Origin of the sequence: Saccharomonospora sp. NPDC046836, from assembly GCF_040645195.1 — a bacterium.
Taxonomy (GTDB): domain Bacteria; phylum Actinomycetota; class Actinomycetes; order Mycobacteriales; family Pseudonocardiaceae; genus Prauserella_A.
The window spans coordinates 60,868-75,442 of record NZ_JBEYXW010000010.1; the positions used below are offsets into that span (position 1 = coordinate 60,868).

At 69.0% G+C, this 14,575-nt stretch carries 14 protein-coding genes and 1 pseudogene; 4 read left to right on the plus strand and 11 right to left on the minus strand.

Annotated elements, in window-relative coordinates:
- Positions 1-4: 4 nt before the first annotated feature.
- From ABZ863_RS14285 to ABZ863_RS14310, 6 genes and pseudogenes are all read right to left on the minus strand, one after another.
- Entirely contained in the window at positions 5-847 is an 843-nt protein-coding gene (locus ABZ863_RS14285; RefSeq protein WP_358535176.1) for a carbohydrate ABC transporter permease, read from the minus strand.
- Entirely contained in the window at positions 847-1,788 is a 942-nt protein-coding gene (locus ABZ863_RS14290) for a sugar ABC transporter permease (protein ID WP_358535178.1), read from the minus strand. Before ABZ863_RS14290 ends, ABZ863_RS14285 begins: the two co-directional genes overlap by 1 nt.
- Complete coding sequence (locus ABZ863_RS14295; RefSeq protein ID WP_358535180.1) at positions 1,785-3,107, minus strand: ABC transporter substrate-binding protein; 1,323 nt, start codon at positions 3,105-3,107, stop codon at positions 1,785-1,787. Before ABZ863_RS14295 ends, ABZ863_RS14290 begins: the two co-directional genes overlap by 4 nt.
- Before the next feature lie 202 nt (positions 3,108-3,309).
- Complete coding sequence (locus ABZ863_RS14300; protein ID WP_358535384.1) at positions 3,310-3,828, minus strand: general stress protein; 519 nt, start codon at positions 3,826-3,828, stop codon at positions 3,310-3,312.
- 143 nt (positions 3,829-3,971) lie between these two features.
- Positions 3,972-4,061: pseudogene (locus tag ABZ863_RS14305) on the minus strand (acyl-CoA dehydrogenase family protein); the annotation flags it as partial.
- Positions 4,062-4,148: 87 nt separating this feature from the next.
- The gene (locus ABZ863_RS14310; RefSeq protein WP_358535182.1) at positions 4,149-5,009 is read right to left on the minus strand and encodes a slipin family protein; all 861 of its coding nucleotides are present in this window, start codon (positions 5,007-5,009) and stop codon (positions 4,149-4,151) included.
- A gap of 96 nt (positions 5,010-5,105) precedes the next feature.
- Between ABZ863_RS14310 and ABZ863_RS14315 the strand changes: the two genes are divergently transcribed.
- Genes ABZ863_RS14315 through ABZ863_RS14325 form a run of 3 tightly spaced genes read left to right on the plus strand, consistent with a single transcriptional unit; the run spans position 5,106 to position 8,072 of the window.
- The gene (locus tag ABZ863_RS14315; RefSeq protein ID WP_358535184.1) at positions 5,106-6,407 is read left to right on the plus strand and encodes a CBS domain-containing protein; all 1,302 of its coding nucleotides are present in this window, start codon (positions 5,106-5,108) and stop codon (positions 6,405-6,407) included.
- Positions 6,400-6,930 (plus strand): DUF1003 domain-containing protein, encoded by a 531-nt coding sequence (locus ABZ863_RS14320; protein ID WP_358535185.1) that lies wholly within the window; start codon positions 6,400-6,402, stop codon positions 6,928-6,930. Before ABZ863_RS14315 ends, ABZ863_RS14320 begins: the two co-directional genes overlap by 8 nt.
- Positions 6,927-8,072 carry an Mrp/NBP35 family ATP-binding protein gene (locus ABZ863_RS14325; RefSeq protein ID WP_358535187.1) on the plus strand — a complete coding sequence of 382 codons (1,146 nt, stop codon included), beginning with the start codon at positions 6,927-6,929 and terminating at the stop codon, positions 8,070-8,072. Before ABZ863_RS14320 ends, ABZ863_RS14325 begins: the two co-directional genes overlap by 4 nt.
- 964 nt (positions 8,073-9,036) lie before the next feature.
- Here ABZ863_RS14325 and tatB read toward each other — a convergent pair.
- From tatB to sigE, 4 genes are all read right to left on the minus strand, one after another.
- Complete coding sequence (gene tatB, locus ABZ863_RS14330) at positions 9,037-9,531, minus strand: Sec-independent protein translocase protein TatB (RefSeq protein WP_358535189.1); 495 nt, start codon at positions 9,529-9,531, stop codon at positions 9,037-9,039.
- Between the two features lie 44 nt (positions 9,532-9,575).
- Positions 9,576-11,099 carry a trypsin-like peptidase domain-containing protein gene (locus ABZ863_RS14335; protein WP_358535191.1) on the minus strand — a complete coding sequence of 508 codons (1,524 nt, stop codon included), beginning with the start codon at positions 11,097-11,099 and terminating at the stop codon, positions 9,576-9,578.
- Positions 11,100-11,204: 105 nt separating this feature from the next.
- On the minus strand, positions 11,205-11,879 hold the full coding sequence (locus tag ABZ863_RS14340) for a zf-HC2 domain-containing protein (protein WP_358535193.1): 675 nt from the start codon (positions 11,877-11,879) through the stop codon (positions 11,205-11,207).
- Positions 11,876-12,511, minus strand: a complete 636-nt coding sequence (sigE, locus tag ABZ863_RS14345) for an RNA polymerase sigma factor SigE (RefSeq protein WP_358535194.1) — start codon at positions 12,509-12,511, stop codon at positions 11,876-11,878. The genes ABZ863_RS14340 and sigE overlap by 4 nt, the downstream gene beginning before the upstream one ends.
- Before the next feature lie 178 nt (positions 12,512-12,689).
- On the opposite strand from sigE, the gene ABZ863_RS14350 reads away from it, so the two are divergent.
- Positions 12,690-13,343 carry an O-methyltransferase gene (locus tag ABZ863_RS14350; RefSeq protein WP_358535196.1) on the plus strand — a complete coding sequence of 218 codons (654 nt, stop codon included), beginning with the start codon at positions 12,690-12,692 and terminating at the stop codon, positions 13,341-13,343.
- Here the strand turns inward: ABZ863_RS14350 and ABZ863_RS14355 are convergent.
- Complete coding sequence (locus ABZ863_RS14355) at positions 13,242-14,519, minus strand: MFS transporter (RefSeq protein WP_358535198.1); 1,278 nt, start codon at positions 14,517-14,519, stop codon at positions 13,242-13,244. The genes ABZ863_RS14350 and ABZ863_RS14355 overlap by 102 nt on opposite strands.
- Positions 14,520-14,575: the final 56 nt, after the last annotated feature.

Sequence of the window (14,575 nt, forward strand, 5' to 3'; positions counted from 1 at the left end):
TGTCTTACCCCTTAACCGCACCGGAGGTCAGCCCCGCGACGATGCGGCGCTGGAAGAACAACACGAACAGGACGATCGGAATGGTGATCACCACGGCAGCCGCGGAGATCGTTCCGGTCGGGTCGTCGAACTGCGAGGTCCCGGTGAAGAACGACAGCGCGGCCGGCACCGTACGTGACGCCTCCGTTGACGTCAGCGAGATGGCGAACAGGAAGTCGTTCCAGCAGAAGATGAACACCAGGATGGCCGTGGTGAACACACCGGGCGCCGCGAGCGGAGCGATGACCCGCCAGAACGCCTGCCCAGGGGTGGCACCGTCCATTTTGGCCGCCTTCTCCAGTTCCCAGGGGATCTCCCGGAAGAACGCCGACAGCGTGTAGATCGCGAGCGGCAACGCGAACGTGATGTACGGCAGGATCAGGCCCGGCCAGGTGTCGAACAGACCGAGCTCGCGCTCGATGTTGAACAGCGGGGTCACCAGCGAGATCTGCGGGAACATCGCGATGAGCAACGAGATCCCGACGAGCAGCTTCTTGCCGGGAAAGTCGAGCCGGGCTATCGCGTAGGCAGCCATCATTCCGAGCACGACCGCGATGAGGGTCGCGATCAGCGAGATCCCGAGCGAGTTGATGAGGGGGCGGATGAACTCGTTCGTGGCAAAGATGTCCGCATAGTTCTGGAACGTCCACTCGCGTGGAATGAAGTTGCCGTCCGACAGCGTCTCCTTCGACTTGAACGACAGCGAGACGATCCACAGCACGGGAAGCACCGCGTACACGACGACGATGACGTCGATCAGCGCCCACCTGGCTTTGCGGCCCGTAGTGACCGCACCTCCGATGGCCATCAGCGCTTGCCTCCCTGGTCGCTGCCCGGCGCCGCGGTGCCGAACACCTTGATGAAGATGAAGGCGATGATCGCCACGGTGATGAAGATGAGCACGGCCATCGTCGACCCGATACCGAGGTTCAACCCCTTGATGAGGTTGTTGTAGGTCTGCATCGACACCGACGACGTGTCGTTGGCACCGGACGTCAGCACGAAGATGTTGTCGAAGATCCGGAAGGCGTCGAGCGTGCGGAACAGCAACGCCACCAGGATCGCCGGTTTCATCACCGGGACCATGACCTTGGTGAACCGCTGCCACGCGTTCGCACCGTCCATCGACGCGGCCTTCAGCAGGTCGTCCGGCACGAGCGCGAGCCCGGCCATCAGCAGCAGCGCCATGAACGGCGTCGTCTTCCACACCTCGGCCAGGATGATCAACCACAGTGACGGCCACTGCTGCGTCAGCGGTGCGGCGTCACCGGCGAAGGCGTTCGCCAGGTACCCCGTCCCCGGCGTCCAGGCGTAGTACCAGGAGAACGCCGCCACGACGGTCACGATGCCGTACGGCACCAGGGTCACCGTGCGCACGAGCCCGCGGCCGACGAGTGTCCGGTGCATGATCAGTGCCAGCGTCATGCCCAGCACCAGTTCGATCGCCACCGACACGATCGTCAGGAACATCGTCGTGCCGAATGCCGTCCACCAGTACGAATTGGACAGAACGGCGACGTAGTTGTCCAACCCGACGAACTGCCGCTCATCGGGGAACCGTAGGTCGTAACGCTGCAGCGACAGCCAGAGCGAGTACACGATCGGATAGCCGGTCACCGCGAGCATCACGATCGCGGCCGGTGCGCACAGCAGCAACCCCAGCCGGCGCTCGGCCTTCTTGCCTTCGCTCAGTGCCGGTCTGGTTCCCGACGGCGGCGTCGGCGGTGCTTCCACCACGGTCTGGGTCATGGGATCACGCCCCTCGAGTCGAGCGCGTCGGTCAGCTGAGTGCGCAGCTGCTCCGCCGTGCTTTGCGGATCGATGTCCGATGGCGGCGAAAGCACCTTCGACATGACCGTGGACAGGTTCTGATAGGCGGGGGTGAGCGGACGCACGCCTGCGTTCTTCAACGCCTCGAGAATCGCTTCCCGCATCGGGTACTCGGTCGCCATTGTCGGGTTGTTCTCCGGATCAGCCGGCTTCGACGGATCCAGTGGCGTCGTGTCCGTGTAGACGGACTCCACGGTGGGCGGCACGCCGTCCTTGAGCGCGGAGAACTTCTGGTTCTCGGGGCTGCGCAGGCACAACGCGGCCTCGAACGCCTCGGGCTTGTGCTGTGAGTGCGCACTCACCGCCAGGTCGAAGCCGCCGATCGTGGACCGGCCGGGGCCGGATCCCACGCCGGGGTAGGGCGCCCACTTGAAGTGCTGCAGCTCCTCCGGCTTCTCCGCGGCGTAGGAGGCGTAGACGAACGGCCAGTTGAGTTCGAACGCGCCGCGGCCCTCCTGCATGGCGAGGCGGACCTCGTCCTCCTTCTGGTTGGTCAGCGACGGGTCGGTGAGCCCGGTGGAGCTGACCTCCTTGAGGATCTCCAGCGCCCGCACGGCACCCGCGTCCATCACCACGGACTGGCCGTCGTCGGAGATGATCCGGCCGCCTGCCGACTCGACGAGTGAGTTGTAGAGGACCACCAGGCCCTCGTACTGCGCGCCTGTGAACAGGATCTGGTACGGCTTGCCCTGCGCCTTGAGGTCACGCGACATCCGGATCATGTCGTCCCACGTGCGCGGCGGCGTCGGCGTGATGCGCTCGTCGTACCACAGCAGCTGGACGTTGGTGTTCTTCGGCGCCGCGTAGAGCTTGCCGTTCCACTGCGCCGTCGTCAGCGGGCCTGGCAGCACGTCCCGCTCGGCCTCGGCCTTGTCGGCGCCTGTCCACTCGTCGATCCAGCCCGCCTCGGCGAACTCCGGCACCCACGTCACGTCCAGGCCCAGCACGTCGAGCGACTCGTCACCGGCCGCGAGCCTGCGCACCATCTGCTCACGCTGGCCGTCTGCACCACGCGGCAGCTTGTTGTAGACGATCTCGTAGCGGCCGTTCGCCTGCCGGTTGCAGTTGTCCACCACCGACTGGAAATTGTCCTCGGGGGAATAGTAGACGTTGATCTTCATCCCGCCGTCGGTCCCGCACGCCGTGAGCAGTCCCGCGCCCACGATCGATGCGCCGGCCAGCGCAACGGCTCTGGCGGGCGATCGGCCTCGCCTGAACCGCCGTCGTGCCTTCCCCATCAGCTCTCCCTCCACGACAAGCACGCGAAGAGAGGACGAAGCGCCCCGCACCCCGACGTGCATGAGAACCACGGCACACAGAAAGCATCCGTGCGTAATCGGTGCGGAAGAACCTATGCCCGCACGCCACCGCACGCAAGCACTCACAGTAATGAGCCGGTTCCTGTGGCGTTCTGTCGCCCGCCGTGGAGGGAGCGAACGGTCAGCCGGAGGACCCCATGGCGAGCTTCGCCAGCAGGTCACGGCCCTTCTCGGCGCTGCGTGGCTGGCACAGCACGTCGTACCGGCCTGCGACCAGCTGGCTCGCCGACGAGAAGTCCCGGCGGCCCCGAGTGGAGGCGTAGCTGATGGCGGCGAAGATGACGCCGAACACGATGCCCGCGACCAGGCCGACCAACACCGGCGCGTACCCGCCCTGCGTGGTGTTGAACAGGCTGAGCAGCAACCCGACGAACAGGCCGAACCAGGCTCCGGACAGGGCCCCGGTGCCGAGCACCCTGCCCCATGAGAGCCTGCCGATGACCCGCTCGACCAGCATCAGATCGACGCCGACAATGGTCACGTCCTGCACCGTGAAGTCCTTGTCGGCGAGATAGTCGACCGCGCGCTGCGCGTCCTCGTACTTTCCGTACGAACCGATCGGCCAGCCGGTTGGTGGCGTCGGCAGACGCGGAAGCCCCGGCGCCTGCCGTCCCGATGAGAGTGGACCGGTCACGATCATCACCTGTGCCTCAATAGTCTGCGCTGTGGTGTCACCAGCGCGATACCCATCATCCCATCCTGCCAATACCGATGTAACCACGCGAACACGACATGCACCGGGACGAGCAAGGCGGGCCCTTCACCGCGGAAGGTGTACTCGCGGAGCAGGCCACGCGCGATCTCCTCCACCACCAGCGCATAGGTCAGCAACGACTCACCAAGACCGCCAAAGGACTCGGGGATGGTGATGCCGGCGCAAGGCGTGCCATGCATCGTTCCCCTCATGGTTCGACGCCGGCACACACGGGAGCGCCGACGCTGGCTGAGCAATCGACCCGGTTACCGGTGAGTATGACCCGGTACGACCTCCTCGGCCGGGGCAAGGTGGGCAGCACCACGCTCCCGCCCGTTCTGCTCCTGCTGCGTGTCCTCCGGCCGAGCCACGCCGTCCCTGGTCGTCTTGTCGAGGAAGCGGAGCAGCTCCACCGGGAACGGCAGCACCAGCGTCGAGTTCTTCTCCGCCGCCACCTCGACCACGGTCTCCAGCAACCGCAGCTGCAGCGCGGCCGGTGTGTGGGCCATCTGCTCGGCGGCCAGCGCCAGCTTCTCCGAGGCCTGCAGCTCACCGTCAGCCGCGATCACCCGGCCACGGCGTTCCCGCTCAGCCTCCGCCTGGCGCGACATCGCCCGCTTCATGGCCTCGGGCAGGGCCACATCCTTGATCTCCACGCGGTCGATGTGGATGCCCCAGGCCAGCGCCGGGCTGTCGATCATGAGCTCGAGGCCCTCGTTGAGGCGCTCGCGGTTGGACAGCAGATCGTCCAGATCGCTCTTACCGATGATCGAACGCAGTGACGTCTGCGCCACCTGCAGCATCGCGAACCGGTAGTTCTCGACACCCACGATGGCCTGCACCGGGTCGATGACCTTGAAGTACACGACAGCGTCGACACGCACGGTCACGTTGTCCCGGGTGATCCCGTCCTGCGCAGGCACGGGCAGCGTCACGATCTGCATGTTGACCTTGGTCATCCGGTCGACACCCGGCATGATCATCGTGAGGCCCGGCTCGCGCGGCGGGCTGCTCACCCGGCCGAACCGGAGGACGAGCCCCCGCTCGTACTGCTTGACGATTCGCACACTGGTCGCCAGCCCGAGTGCGCCGATGGCGGCCACTGTGATGAGGATGTCTACCAACATGGCGGCTCTCCGGAGTGGTTAACCCCCTGTAGATCGATCGTACTCCCCCAGCACGCGGCCAGGCAGGTGCGCCGACGACGGCATACGCTTGCTCCCATGCCTGCCGTGAACCGGGTATTCGCAGCTCAGCTGGCACGACTGCCGGTGTTCGGCCCCGACGGCGAGCCGATCGGCAAGGTGCGCGACCTCGTCGCCGGGCTCCGGCTCGACCAGCTGCCACCACGCGTGCTGGGGCTGGTGGTAGAGCTGGCAACCCGGCGCCGTGTGTTCGTCCCGATGCTGCGGGTGACCGCGCTCGAACCGAACGCCGTCACGCTGGCCAGCGGCTCGGTCAACATGCGCCGGTTCCACCAGCGCCCCAACGAGGTACTGGTGCTCGGGCAACTGTTCGACGCGCACGCCAGGCTCGTCGAGACCGGCGACCGGGTCACCGTCGTCGATGCCGCGATGGAGCAGGCCCGCACGCGCGACTGGCTGCTCACCAAGCTCGCGATCCGCGAACGCGGCGGGCCGCTCGGTCTCGGCAAACGCCGTTCGGCACTGCAGGTAGTGCCGTGGGCCGAGGTCGCAGGCCTCAGCCTCACCGATATCACCGGGCAGACGCAGGGTGCGGGGCAGCTGCTCATGCTGTTCGACACGATGCGGGCGGTGGACGTCGCCGCGACCCTGCGCGACCTGCCGCTCAAGCGCAGGCACGAGGTGGCCGACGCGATGGACGACGAGCGGCTCGCCGACGTGCTGGAGGAGCTGCCCGAGGAGGACCAGAAGGAGCTGGTCGCCTACCTCGCCGACGAACGTGCCGCCGACATCCTCGAGGCGATGAACCCGGACGACGCCGCCGACCTGCTCGCCGAACTCAACCCGGCCGACCAGAACCGGCTGCTCGGCCTCATGCACCCCGACGAGTCGGCACCGGTCAAACGGCTGCTGGAGTATTCGTCGGACACCGCGGGGGGGCTGATGACCCCGGAGCCGATCGTGTTGACGCCGGACGCGACCGTCGCGGAGGCGCTCGCGCACATCCGCAACCCCGACCTGACTCCGGCACTGGCCAGCATGGTGTTCGTGTGCCGTCCGCCCAACGCGACGCCGACCGGCCGCTACATCGGCTGCGTGCACTTCCAGCGGCTGCTGCGCGAACCGCCGGCCGATCTGGTCGCCGCGTCGGCGGACACGGACCTGCCCGCACTGCAACCCACGGCATCGCTGGCGGAGGTCACCCGGTACTTCGCCGCGTACAACCTCACCTGTGCGCCGGTCATCGACGCCGAGGATCACCTGCTCGGCGCGGTGACCGTGGACGATGTGCTCGACCACCTGTTGCCCCAGGACTGGCGGGAGACCGGACTGCACGATACGGGTGCGGCCGAGGCTGTCGAGGAGGCCGAACATGCCTGAGCTGACGACCCGCCGACGCCTGGACCAGCCCCGGCAGCCGCGCCGGTTGGCGGTCAACATCGATCCGGAGGCGTTCGGCCGCTCCTCCGAGAGGCTGGCCCGGTTCCTCGGCACGGGCAAGTACCTGTTCTGGCAGACACTCGTCGTGATCGTGTGGATCACGCTGAATCTCGTCGCGGTCTCGCTGCAGTGGGACCCGTACCCGTTCATCCTGCTCAACCTGGCGTTCTCCACGCAGGCGGCCTACGCGGCCCCGTTGATCCTGCTCGCGCAGAACCGCCAGGACGACCGCGACCGGGTGTCGCTGGAGGAGGATCGCATCCGAGCGGCACAGACCAAGGCCGACACCGAGTACCTCGCGCGCGAGCTCGCCGCGCTGCGGCTGGCGATCGGCGAGGTGGCCACCCGCGACTATCTGCGCGGCGAGCTGGACAAGTTACGCGAAGACCTCGATCGGCAGCCACGTAACATAAGGAGAGCAACCGCATCCGCCAACGACAGAAGGTCGGTGCCCGAGCAGTGACCACCACGCACGAGGTCCCCAGCGTCGAGGACGTGCGCACCGCGCTCAACAGCGTCAACGACCCGGAGATCCGCAAGCCGATTACCGAGCTGGGCATGGTCAAGGACATCACCGTCGGCGACGACGGTGTCGTGACCGTCGCCGTCTATCTCACGGTCGCGGGCTGTCCGCTCAAGGAGACCATCACCCGCGAGACCACCGCTGCCGTCGGGAAGCTGGCGGGCGTCGCCGATGTGCGCGTGGAGCTCGACGTGATGAGCGACCAGCAGCGCACGGACCTGCGAAAGCGTTTGCGCGGTGACGCGGCGGAGCCGGTGATCCCCTTCGCCCAACCTGGTTCGCTGACGAGGGTGTACTGCGTTGCCTCGGGCAAGGGCGGGGTCGGCAAGTCGAGCGTGACCGTGAACCTGGCCGCGGCGATGGCCCAGCGCGGGCTGTCGGTCGGTGTGGTGGACGCTGATATTTATGGCCACTCGGTGCCTCGGATGCTCGGCGCGAGGGACAAGCCGGTCAAGGTCGAGAAGATGATCATGCCGCCGCAGGCGCATGGAGTGAAGGTCATCTCGATCGGCATGTTCACCCCGGGTAATACGCCGGTGGTCTGGCGGGGCCCGATGTTGCACCGCGCGCTGCAGCAGTTCCTCGCCGACGTGTTCTGGGGCGATCTGGACATCCTGCTGCTCGACCTGCCGCCGGGTACTGGTGACATCGCGATCTCGGTCGCCCAGCTGATCCCGAACGCCGAGATCCTGGTGGTCACCACGCCACAGCAGGCTGCCGCCGAGGTCGCGGAGCGCGCCGGCGCGATCGCACTGCAGACCCGGCAGCGCGTGGCCGGCGTCATCGAGAACATGTCCTGGTTCGAGGCCCCCGACGGCACACGGATGGAGATCTTCGGCGCCGGCGGTGGCCAGACCGTGGCCGACTCGCTGTCGAAGGCGGTTGGCGCCGATGTGCCGCTGCTAGGCCAGGTGCCGCTCGATCCGCGGCTGCGCGAACAGGGCGATGCCGGTACCCCGCTCGTGCTGACAGCGCCGGACGCCCCAGCGGCGCAGGTGCTCAAGGCTGCGGCGGAGCGGCTCACGGTCCGCGCGCGCGGCCTAGCCGGCATGATGCTGAACGTCACACCCGCGGGTCGCTGAGCCGCTGGTCGTCGCTGGTCGTCGCTGGGCCTGAGCGTTTCGGCTAGGGAGCTGCACTGGGGGCTCGCTGACCGGCGCGGCAACTCGTAGGCCTGGACGGGAGACTCGCGGGCTGGAGCGGGGAACTCGCGGGCCGGAGCGCGCAGCTGGCGAACGCGAGCGGAGAACTGGGCGCCCGAGTGCGGGACTCGCGCCCCGGAGCGGGCAACTCGCCGGCCCGACCGGGCAACTCGGGCATCAGTCTGCGTGACTCACGCGCCCCAGCGGGGAACTCGCCAGCCTGACCGGGCAACTCGTGAACCAGACCGGGCAACTCGCGAGCCAGACCCTCGCGTGTCGCAAGCGCGGCGCGCCTCACCGGTCCGAGCGGGGAACTCGTGCGCCCGAGCGCGGGACTCGTGCGTCGGACCGGGGAACTCGCCTGCCCCAGCGCGAGACTCGTGAGCCGCAGCGGTGGACTCGCCGACCCGGGCGGGCAACTCGCGCACCGAAACGGGAGACTCGCGCACCCCAGCGCGAGACTCGCGGGCCTGCACGGGGGACTCGCGAGCCCGGGCGGGGGACTCGCCAGCCCGGGCGGGGGACTCGCCAGGCCAGCGTGCAAGTCGCGTGCTGGAGCGCGCAACTCATGAACGGGAACGGGAAACTCGGCGACCGGACGGGGGGACTCACGAGCCCGAGGGGGCAACTGGCGCACCGGACGGGTAGCTCGCGGACCTGAGCGCGGGACTCGCGCGCCCGAACGCGGGACTCGCGCACCCCAGCGGGGAATTCGGGAGCCAGACCAGGCAACTCGCCGACCCCAGCGGGCAACTCGCCGGCCCCAGCGCGGGACTCGCGCACCCGACCGGGGGACTCGCGCGCCCCAGCGCGGGACTCGCGCACCCCAGCGGGCAACTCGCCCGCCCCAGCGCGGGACTCGCGCGCCCGAGCGGGGGACTCGCGCCGCGCCTGCGGCTGGCGGTTACGTGGCGTCTGGGTCTACCGGGGGCTTCTCCCCCGGCTTCAGCGATTCCGAGGCGGCCGGGCTGATGGCCGGGTTGGCCACGCTGGAGCCATTGGAGCCGTTGGAGCCGTTGGAGCCGTTGGCAGGTCCGTGGCCGTTGCTGTAGCCGTTCGGACCGTAGCCGTTGTGGCCGCTGCCGTTCGTGTGCCCGTTGCCGTTGATGTTGTCCAGCCCGAGCGGGTCGGGGTCACCGTCGAACAGGTGCTGGGTCACCACGCGCTTCGGGTCGAAGTTCCGCAGCGTACGCAGGTCCTCGAGCGGCTTGCGGAACTCCTCGAAATCGGAGCCCATCTCGTCGCGGAGCTGCTCGCGGGCGCCGGTCGCGAACTCGCGTACCTTGCGGACGGTGCGGCCCAGCCAGGCTGCCGCCTCGGGCAGTCGCTCGGGGCCGAGAATGAACAGCGCGGCGACGATCAGTACAAGAATCTCGCCCCAGCTTATGTTTTCGAACACCAGGCAACCTCCGCCTCGAACCCGCTGCGGATCAGCGTACCTCGCTAGTCTGAACCCAAGGTGACGTCAACGGTAAGCGAACGCCCATCTCGGACGAGCCGCACCGGGACCATGTCACCGATATTGTGCTCGCGCACCGCCACGGTCAGCTCGGCGGCGTTGCGCACCTGCCGGTCGCCGACCCGGGTGATGACGTCGCCCTCCGCAATGCCGGCTCGCGCGGCTGGACCGCCGTCGAGCACGTTCTGCACCTGCGCGCCCTCCGACGTGTTCGCCGCGACCGACGCGGCGTTGACACCGAGATCGGCGTGGTTGACGTGACCGTCGCGGACGAGCGCCTCGCTGATGCGGATCGCCTGGTCGACGGGGATCGCGAAGCCCAGCCCGATGTTGCCGCCCTCGCTCCCACCGACCGTACGGATCATGGAGTTGATGCCGACGAGCGCACCAGTGGAGTCCACCAGCGCGCCACCGGAGTTACCGGGGTTGATGGCGGCATCGGTCTGGATCGCGTCGTAGGTGATGGGTGGGTCGCCGTTCTCACCAGGCGCGGTGACCGGCCGGTCGAGCGCGCTGACGATGCCCTCGGTGACGGTGTTCTCCAGGCCGAACGGTGAGCCGACCGCGATGACGGTGTCGCCGGGCGCGAGCTCAGCCGAGTTGCCGACCTGGATGACCACCGGGTTCGAGATGTTGACCTTGATCACCGCGAGGTCGGTCTTCGGGTCGCTTCCGACGACCTGTGCCTTGGACCGGGTGCCGTCGGTGAACACCGCGGTGATCTCGGCCTGCGGGTCGCGCACCGCCTGTGACACCACGTGGTGGTTGGTGAGGACATAGCCCTGCTGGTCGATCACCACCCCGGATCCGACACCGCCGGACTGGCCGGACTTCACCTCGATGGAGACCACTGCCGGAGCCACCCGCCTTGCGACGTCCGCGACCGAGCCGGCCGGCCGTTCCTTGCCCGCCGTCGCCTCGGCGATGTTGAGCTCACCGGTGAGCGAATCGCCCGTCCTCGCCAGGCCCCAGCCGACCAGTCCGCCCGCGGCGCCGACCAGCAGCGCGACGACGCCCAGCAGCGCGAGTGCGGTGGGCTTGACGCGCCGGCCGAAGACCACCTCGGGCAGGCTGAGCAGTGGTCCGCGGGTGCGTTCCTCGTCCTCGGCATCATCGTCGTCGGCGACAACAGCGGGACCACCGAGCACGGCACCGGCACCGGGATCGCGCCACGGGTCGCCTGTGGAGGACCACAGCGGCGACTCGCCCTCCGCCGCAGAGCGCCCACCGCTGTCGTCAGGCGGGCGTTGCAGGATGACCTCATCCGCACCCGGCGGCCTGCCGAACGCCTCGGTGAGCGACTCCGGCACCGCAGCCTCGGCCGACCTGCCATTGCGGTGACTGCTGTCGGGCCGGTAGAGCGTGTCGAACGAGCCGTCGACTCCGCGCGGCCTGCCGAACGTGGCGGCGAGGGCCGGGTCCACAGAGGGCCGGGCGATGGGGCGCGGCTGCAGCCTGCGCTCGGGCTCGCCGGGCTCCTCCTGCTGCGAGTTGGGTGGCTGGTTCATCAATTCCCCGACAGACGGCCTTCAGTGCTCGTTGCTCGAAACGACCCTACGCGCTCCACACTGGAGCCTCGGATTCTGCCGCCCCGCCGGTGAAGTGGGCGTGGGTCAGCGCGGGCCGTCCATCGGCGTACCTGCGCCGATCGTGGTCGACGCGGGAGCCTGAACCGGGGTCGTGGTCGTCGTCGGAGATGAGTTCGTGTCCCGAGCGAGCTGAGCGCGTAGCACGTCGGCGGGTGGGGTGTGCCGCTGCTGCTCGACCTCGGGTGTGTCGGTTCCGCCAACGGTCACCAGCGCGATCGCGCTGAGTACCAGTCCGGACACGACCACACCGGCGCCCTGTGCGGCCCGGCGGCGCGCGGAGCCGAGCCGGCTGCCGTTGCCGAGCACATTTTCAGAGTTGCCGAGCGGTGCGGAGCTGCCGAGCGGGCTGCTCTGCAGGCCGTTGCGCAGTCCCGCCACGCGGTCGGGCCGCTGGATGGTGACGAACTGGCCGTTCTCGGTGATGGCGAGGTTGTCCGGGGTGGTGGGCAGCTCGGTGTGCTCGGGGATCGAACGGAGGCTGGCAAGAAAACCGGGGGACATCGAGGGCGCCTGCGCGTGCTGTACGGCGGCCCTGACCTGACGCTGCGCCCGCACGTCCGCGGCGCAGCCGGAGCAGCGGGCGATGTGCGCGGCGGCGCGCTCGCGGGCGCCGAGCGACAGTTCGTTGTCTACGAACGCAACCACCGCGTCCGGCAACAAATGCGACTCGGGGAGCGCCCATCCCCGGTGTTCGGTCATACCACGGCCTCCTTGAGCGCACGTCGACGCTCCAGAGATGCCTTCAGTGCCTGCCGGCCGCGGTGAATCCTGCTCCGCACAGTACCGAGCTTAACCCCGAGCGTCGCGCCGATCTCCTCGTACGAGAGCCCCTCGACGTCGCACAACACGACGGCGGCGCGGAACTCGGGTGGCAGCTCGTCGAGCGCGGCCTGCAGGTCCGGATCGAGATGCGTCTCGGAGTACACCTGCTCAGGGCTCGGGTCGTCACCGACGATGCGGTCGGTGTCCTCGGGCAGCCCCTCCATCCGCACGCGCGAGCGGCGGCGCGCCATGTCGAGGAACAGGTTGGTGGTGATGCGGTGCAGCCACCCCTCGAAGGTGCCCGGTTTGTAGGACGCCAGCGAGCGGAAGACCCGGATGAACGTCTCCTGGGTCAGGTCCTCGGCGTCGTGCGAGTTACCGGTGAGCCTGTAGGCGAGCCGGTACACGCGGTCCGCGTGCTCGCGCACGACCTCGTCCCAGGACGGCGGCGTCCACGCCGTATCGGCCTGATCACCGGCAGTGCTCAGCTGGGCGGGCTCACCCACCTCCGCCTCGGTCGGTATCGGCGCGGTCTGAGTGCTGTTCTGAGACAGCGGAGGCACCTCCATCGGCCTGTTCCCCTTACTAACCTTCCCCAACGCAGCGGTTGCGCCAGGTGTTCCCATCCTTGAGACGTAGTCTCCGGCATTTCCTTATGGTTCTAGTGAGATCCGACTGAGATCAGCCTGAGAAACGTGTTCCGCGTGGTTAACCTGACGGGCGAGTTCGCCGCGCTAACCTCTGCGCGTGAACTCCGAGGTACACAGCACGAGCCCGGTCGATCTCGGCGACTTCATCGAGGGCTACTTCCCCGACGACGAGCTGCTTGCCGCCGCGCGCGGCAGGGCAGCCGAGCTCGGCTGCCCTGCCGTGTCGTGCGCGACCGGCGCGGCGCTGAGCTTCCTGGCCGCGACCCTGCAGGCCAGAGCCGTCGTCGAGATCGGGACCGGAGCCGGGGTCAGTGGCTTGCACCTGCTGCGTGGGATGGCCTCGGACGGTGTGCTGACCACGATCGACCTCGAGCCGGAATGCCACCGCTCGGCGCGAAGAGCGTTCGTCGAGGCCGGCTTCCCGGCAGGGCGTACCCGGCTCATCATGGGCAGGGCGCTGGACGTGCTGCCCCGGCTGACCTCGGGCGGCTACGACCTGGTGTTCGCCGATGCGGCGCGGCTGGAGTACCCGAACTACTTCGCGCAGGGTGTGCAGCTGCTGCGGCCAGGTGGCGTCATCGTGTTCCACAACGTGCTGGCCGGTGGCCGGTTCGCCGATCCGGCACGGCGCGACCCCGAACTGCTGGCGTTACGGGAGGTGGCGCGGGCGCTGCGGGACGACGAGCGGTTGCGCCCCGCGATCATCCCGGTCGGCAGCGGGCTGCTCGCTGCCGCTGTGGGCAGCAGCTGAGGGCGCGCGCACCGCGAGCGAACCGAGGAAGGCCACCAGCAGCCACCCGGTGACGGTCACCACGAGCCAGCCCCAGCCGGCGTGGCCGTACACCACACTGCCCAGCGTGCCGCCGACGCTGCTGCCGAGGTAGTACGCCTGCGTGTAGAGCCCCCCGGCCGGTCCGCGGGCCTGCGGGGGCGCCTCCGCGGCGGCCCAGCCGTTGGCGACCGCGTGGGTGGCGAAGAAGCCGCCGGTGAGCACGACGAACCCGGCGATCACCAGCGGCAGCGAGTCGGGCAGCGTCAGCGCGGTACCGGCAGCGGTGATGGCGAGCCCGCAGAGCAATGACCGCCGCCTGCCGAACCGGCCCACCAGCCTGCCCGCGACCACCGACGACACCGAGCCCATCGCGTAGGCGAGGAAGACCAGCGAGGCGACCGCGGGGCTGAGCCCCAGCGGGTCGCCGGTGAGCCGGAACCCGGCGGCGTTGTAGAGCGCCACGAACGAACCCATGGCCAGCAGCGCGACCGCGTACTGCGCCAGCAGCACCGGTTTGCGCAGCGCCAGGCCGAACCCGCCGAGGATGCCGCGCAGCGGTGCTCGGCCGCCGGGTGCGGCGGGGCCCGCGGCCGGCACCGTGACGACGGTGAGCACAGCGCACACGAAGGCGAGCACGGCGACCGCTGCCAGCGCCCCGCGCCAGCCGAACAGACCGGCGGTGCCGCCGCTGGCCAGCCTGCCGAGCATGCCCCCGACGGTGTTGCCCGCGACCATGGCGCCGACCGCGGCCGCCACCCCGCCGCGGCCGAGCCTCTCCACCAGGTACGCCGCGGCGACCGCGGGGAACCCGGCGATCGCCACACCTTGCACTGCCCGCAACACGAGCAGCACCTCGAACGAGGGCGCCAGCGGCAGGAGCAACCCGAGTACTGCCGAGGCAAGGACGGAGGCGATGATCACCGGCCGCCGCCCGACGATCTCCGACAGCACGGCGATCGGCAGCACCGCGATCGCCAGTGCCGCGGTTGCGACGCTCACCGCGAGTGAGGCACGCCCCGGGTCGAGCCCGTACTGCTCGGCCAGCTGTGGCAGCACCGGCTGCGGTGCGTAGAGCAGCGCGAAGGAGCACACCCCGGCCGCGGCGACCGCGAGCGTGACCCGGCGGACGTCCCCGCGTACCCGCTCCGTGACCATGCAGGTGACGCTAAGGCCAGCTAACCAATACGTCTAATACGGAATCCGTGGATAAT

Bases quoted from the DNA above. Each gene is read 5' to 3' on its own strand.
- ABZ863_RS14285 (WP_358535176.1), bottom strand. From the start codon at position 847: ATGGCCATCGGAGGTGCGGTCACTACGGGCCGCAAAGCCAGGTGGGCG.
- ABZ863_RS14290 (WP_358535178.1), bottom strand. From the start codon at position 1,788: ATGACCCAGACCGTGGTGGAAGCACCGCCGACGCCGCCGTCGGGAACC.
- ABZ863_RS14295 (WP_358535180.1), bottom strand. From the start codon at position 3,107: ATGGGGAAGGCACGACGGCGGTTCAGGCGAGGCCGATCGCCCGCCAGA.
- ABZ863_RS14300 (WP_358535384.1), bottom strand. From the start codon at position 3,828: ATGATCGTGACCGGTCCACTCTCATCGGGACGGCAGGCGCCGGGGCTT.
- ABZ863_RS14310 (WP_358535182.1), bottom strand. From the start codon at position 5,009: ATGTTGGTAGACATCCTCATCACAGTGGCCGCCATCGGCGCACTCGGG.
- ABZ863_RS14315 (WP_358535184.1), top strand. From the start codon at position 5,106: ATGCCTGCCGTGAACCGGGTATTCGCAGCTCAGCTGGCACGACTGCCG.
- ABZ863_RS14320 (WP_358535185.1), top strand. From the start codon at position 6,400: ATGCCTGAGCTGACGACCCGCCGACGCCTGGACCAGCCCCGGCAGCCG.
- ABZ863_RS14335 (WP_358535191.1), bottom strand. From the start codon at position 11,099: ATGAACCAGCCACCCAACTCGCAGCAGGAGGAGCCCGGCGAGCCCGAG.
- ABZ863_RS14340 (WP_358535193.1), bottom strand. From the start codon at position 11,879: ATGACCGAACACCGGGGATGGGCGCTCCCCGAGTCGCATTTGTTGCCG.
- sigE (WP_358535194.1), bottom strand. From the start codon at position 12,511: ATGGAGGTGCCTCCGCTGTCTCAGAACAGCACTCAGACCGCGCCGATA.
- ABZ863_RS14355 (WP_358535198.1), bottom strand. From the start codon at position 14,519: ATGGTCACGGAGCGGGTACGCGGGGACGTCCGCCGGGTCACGCTCGCG.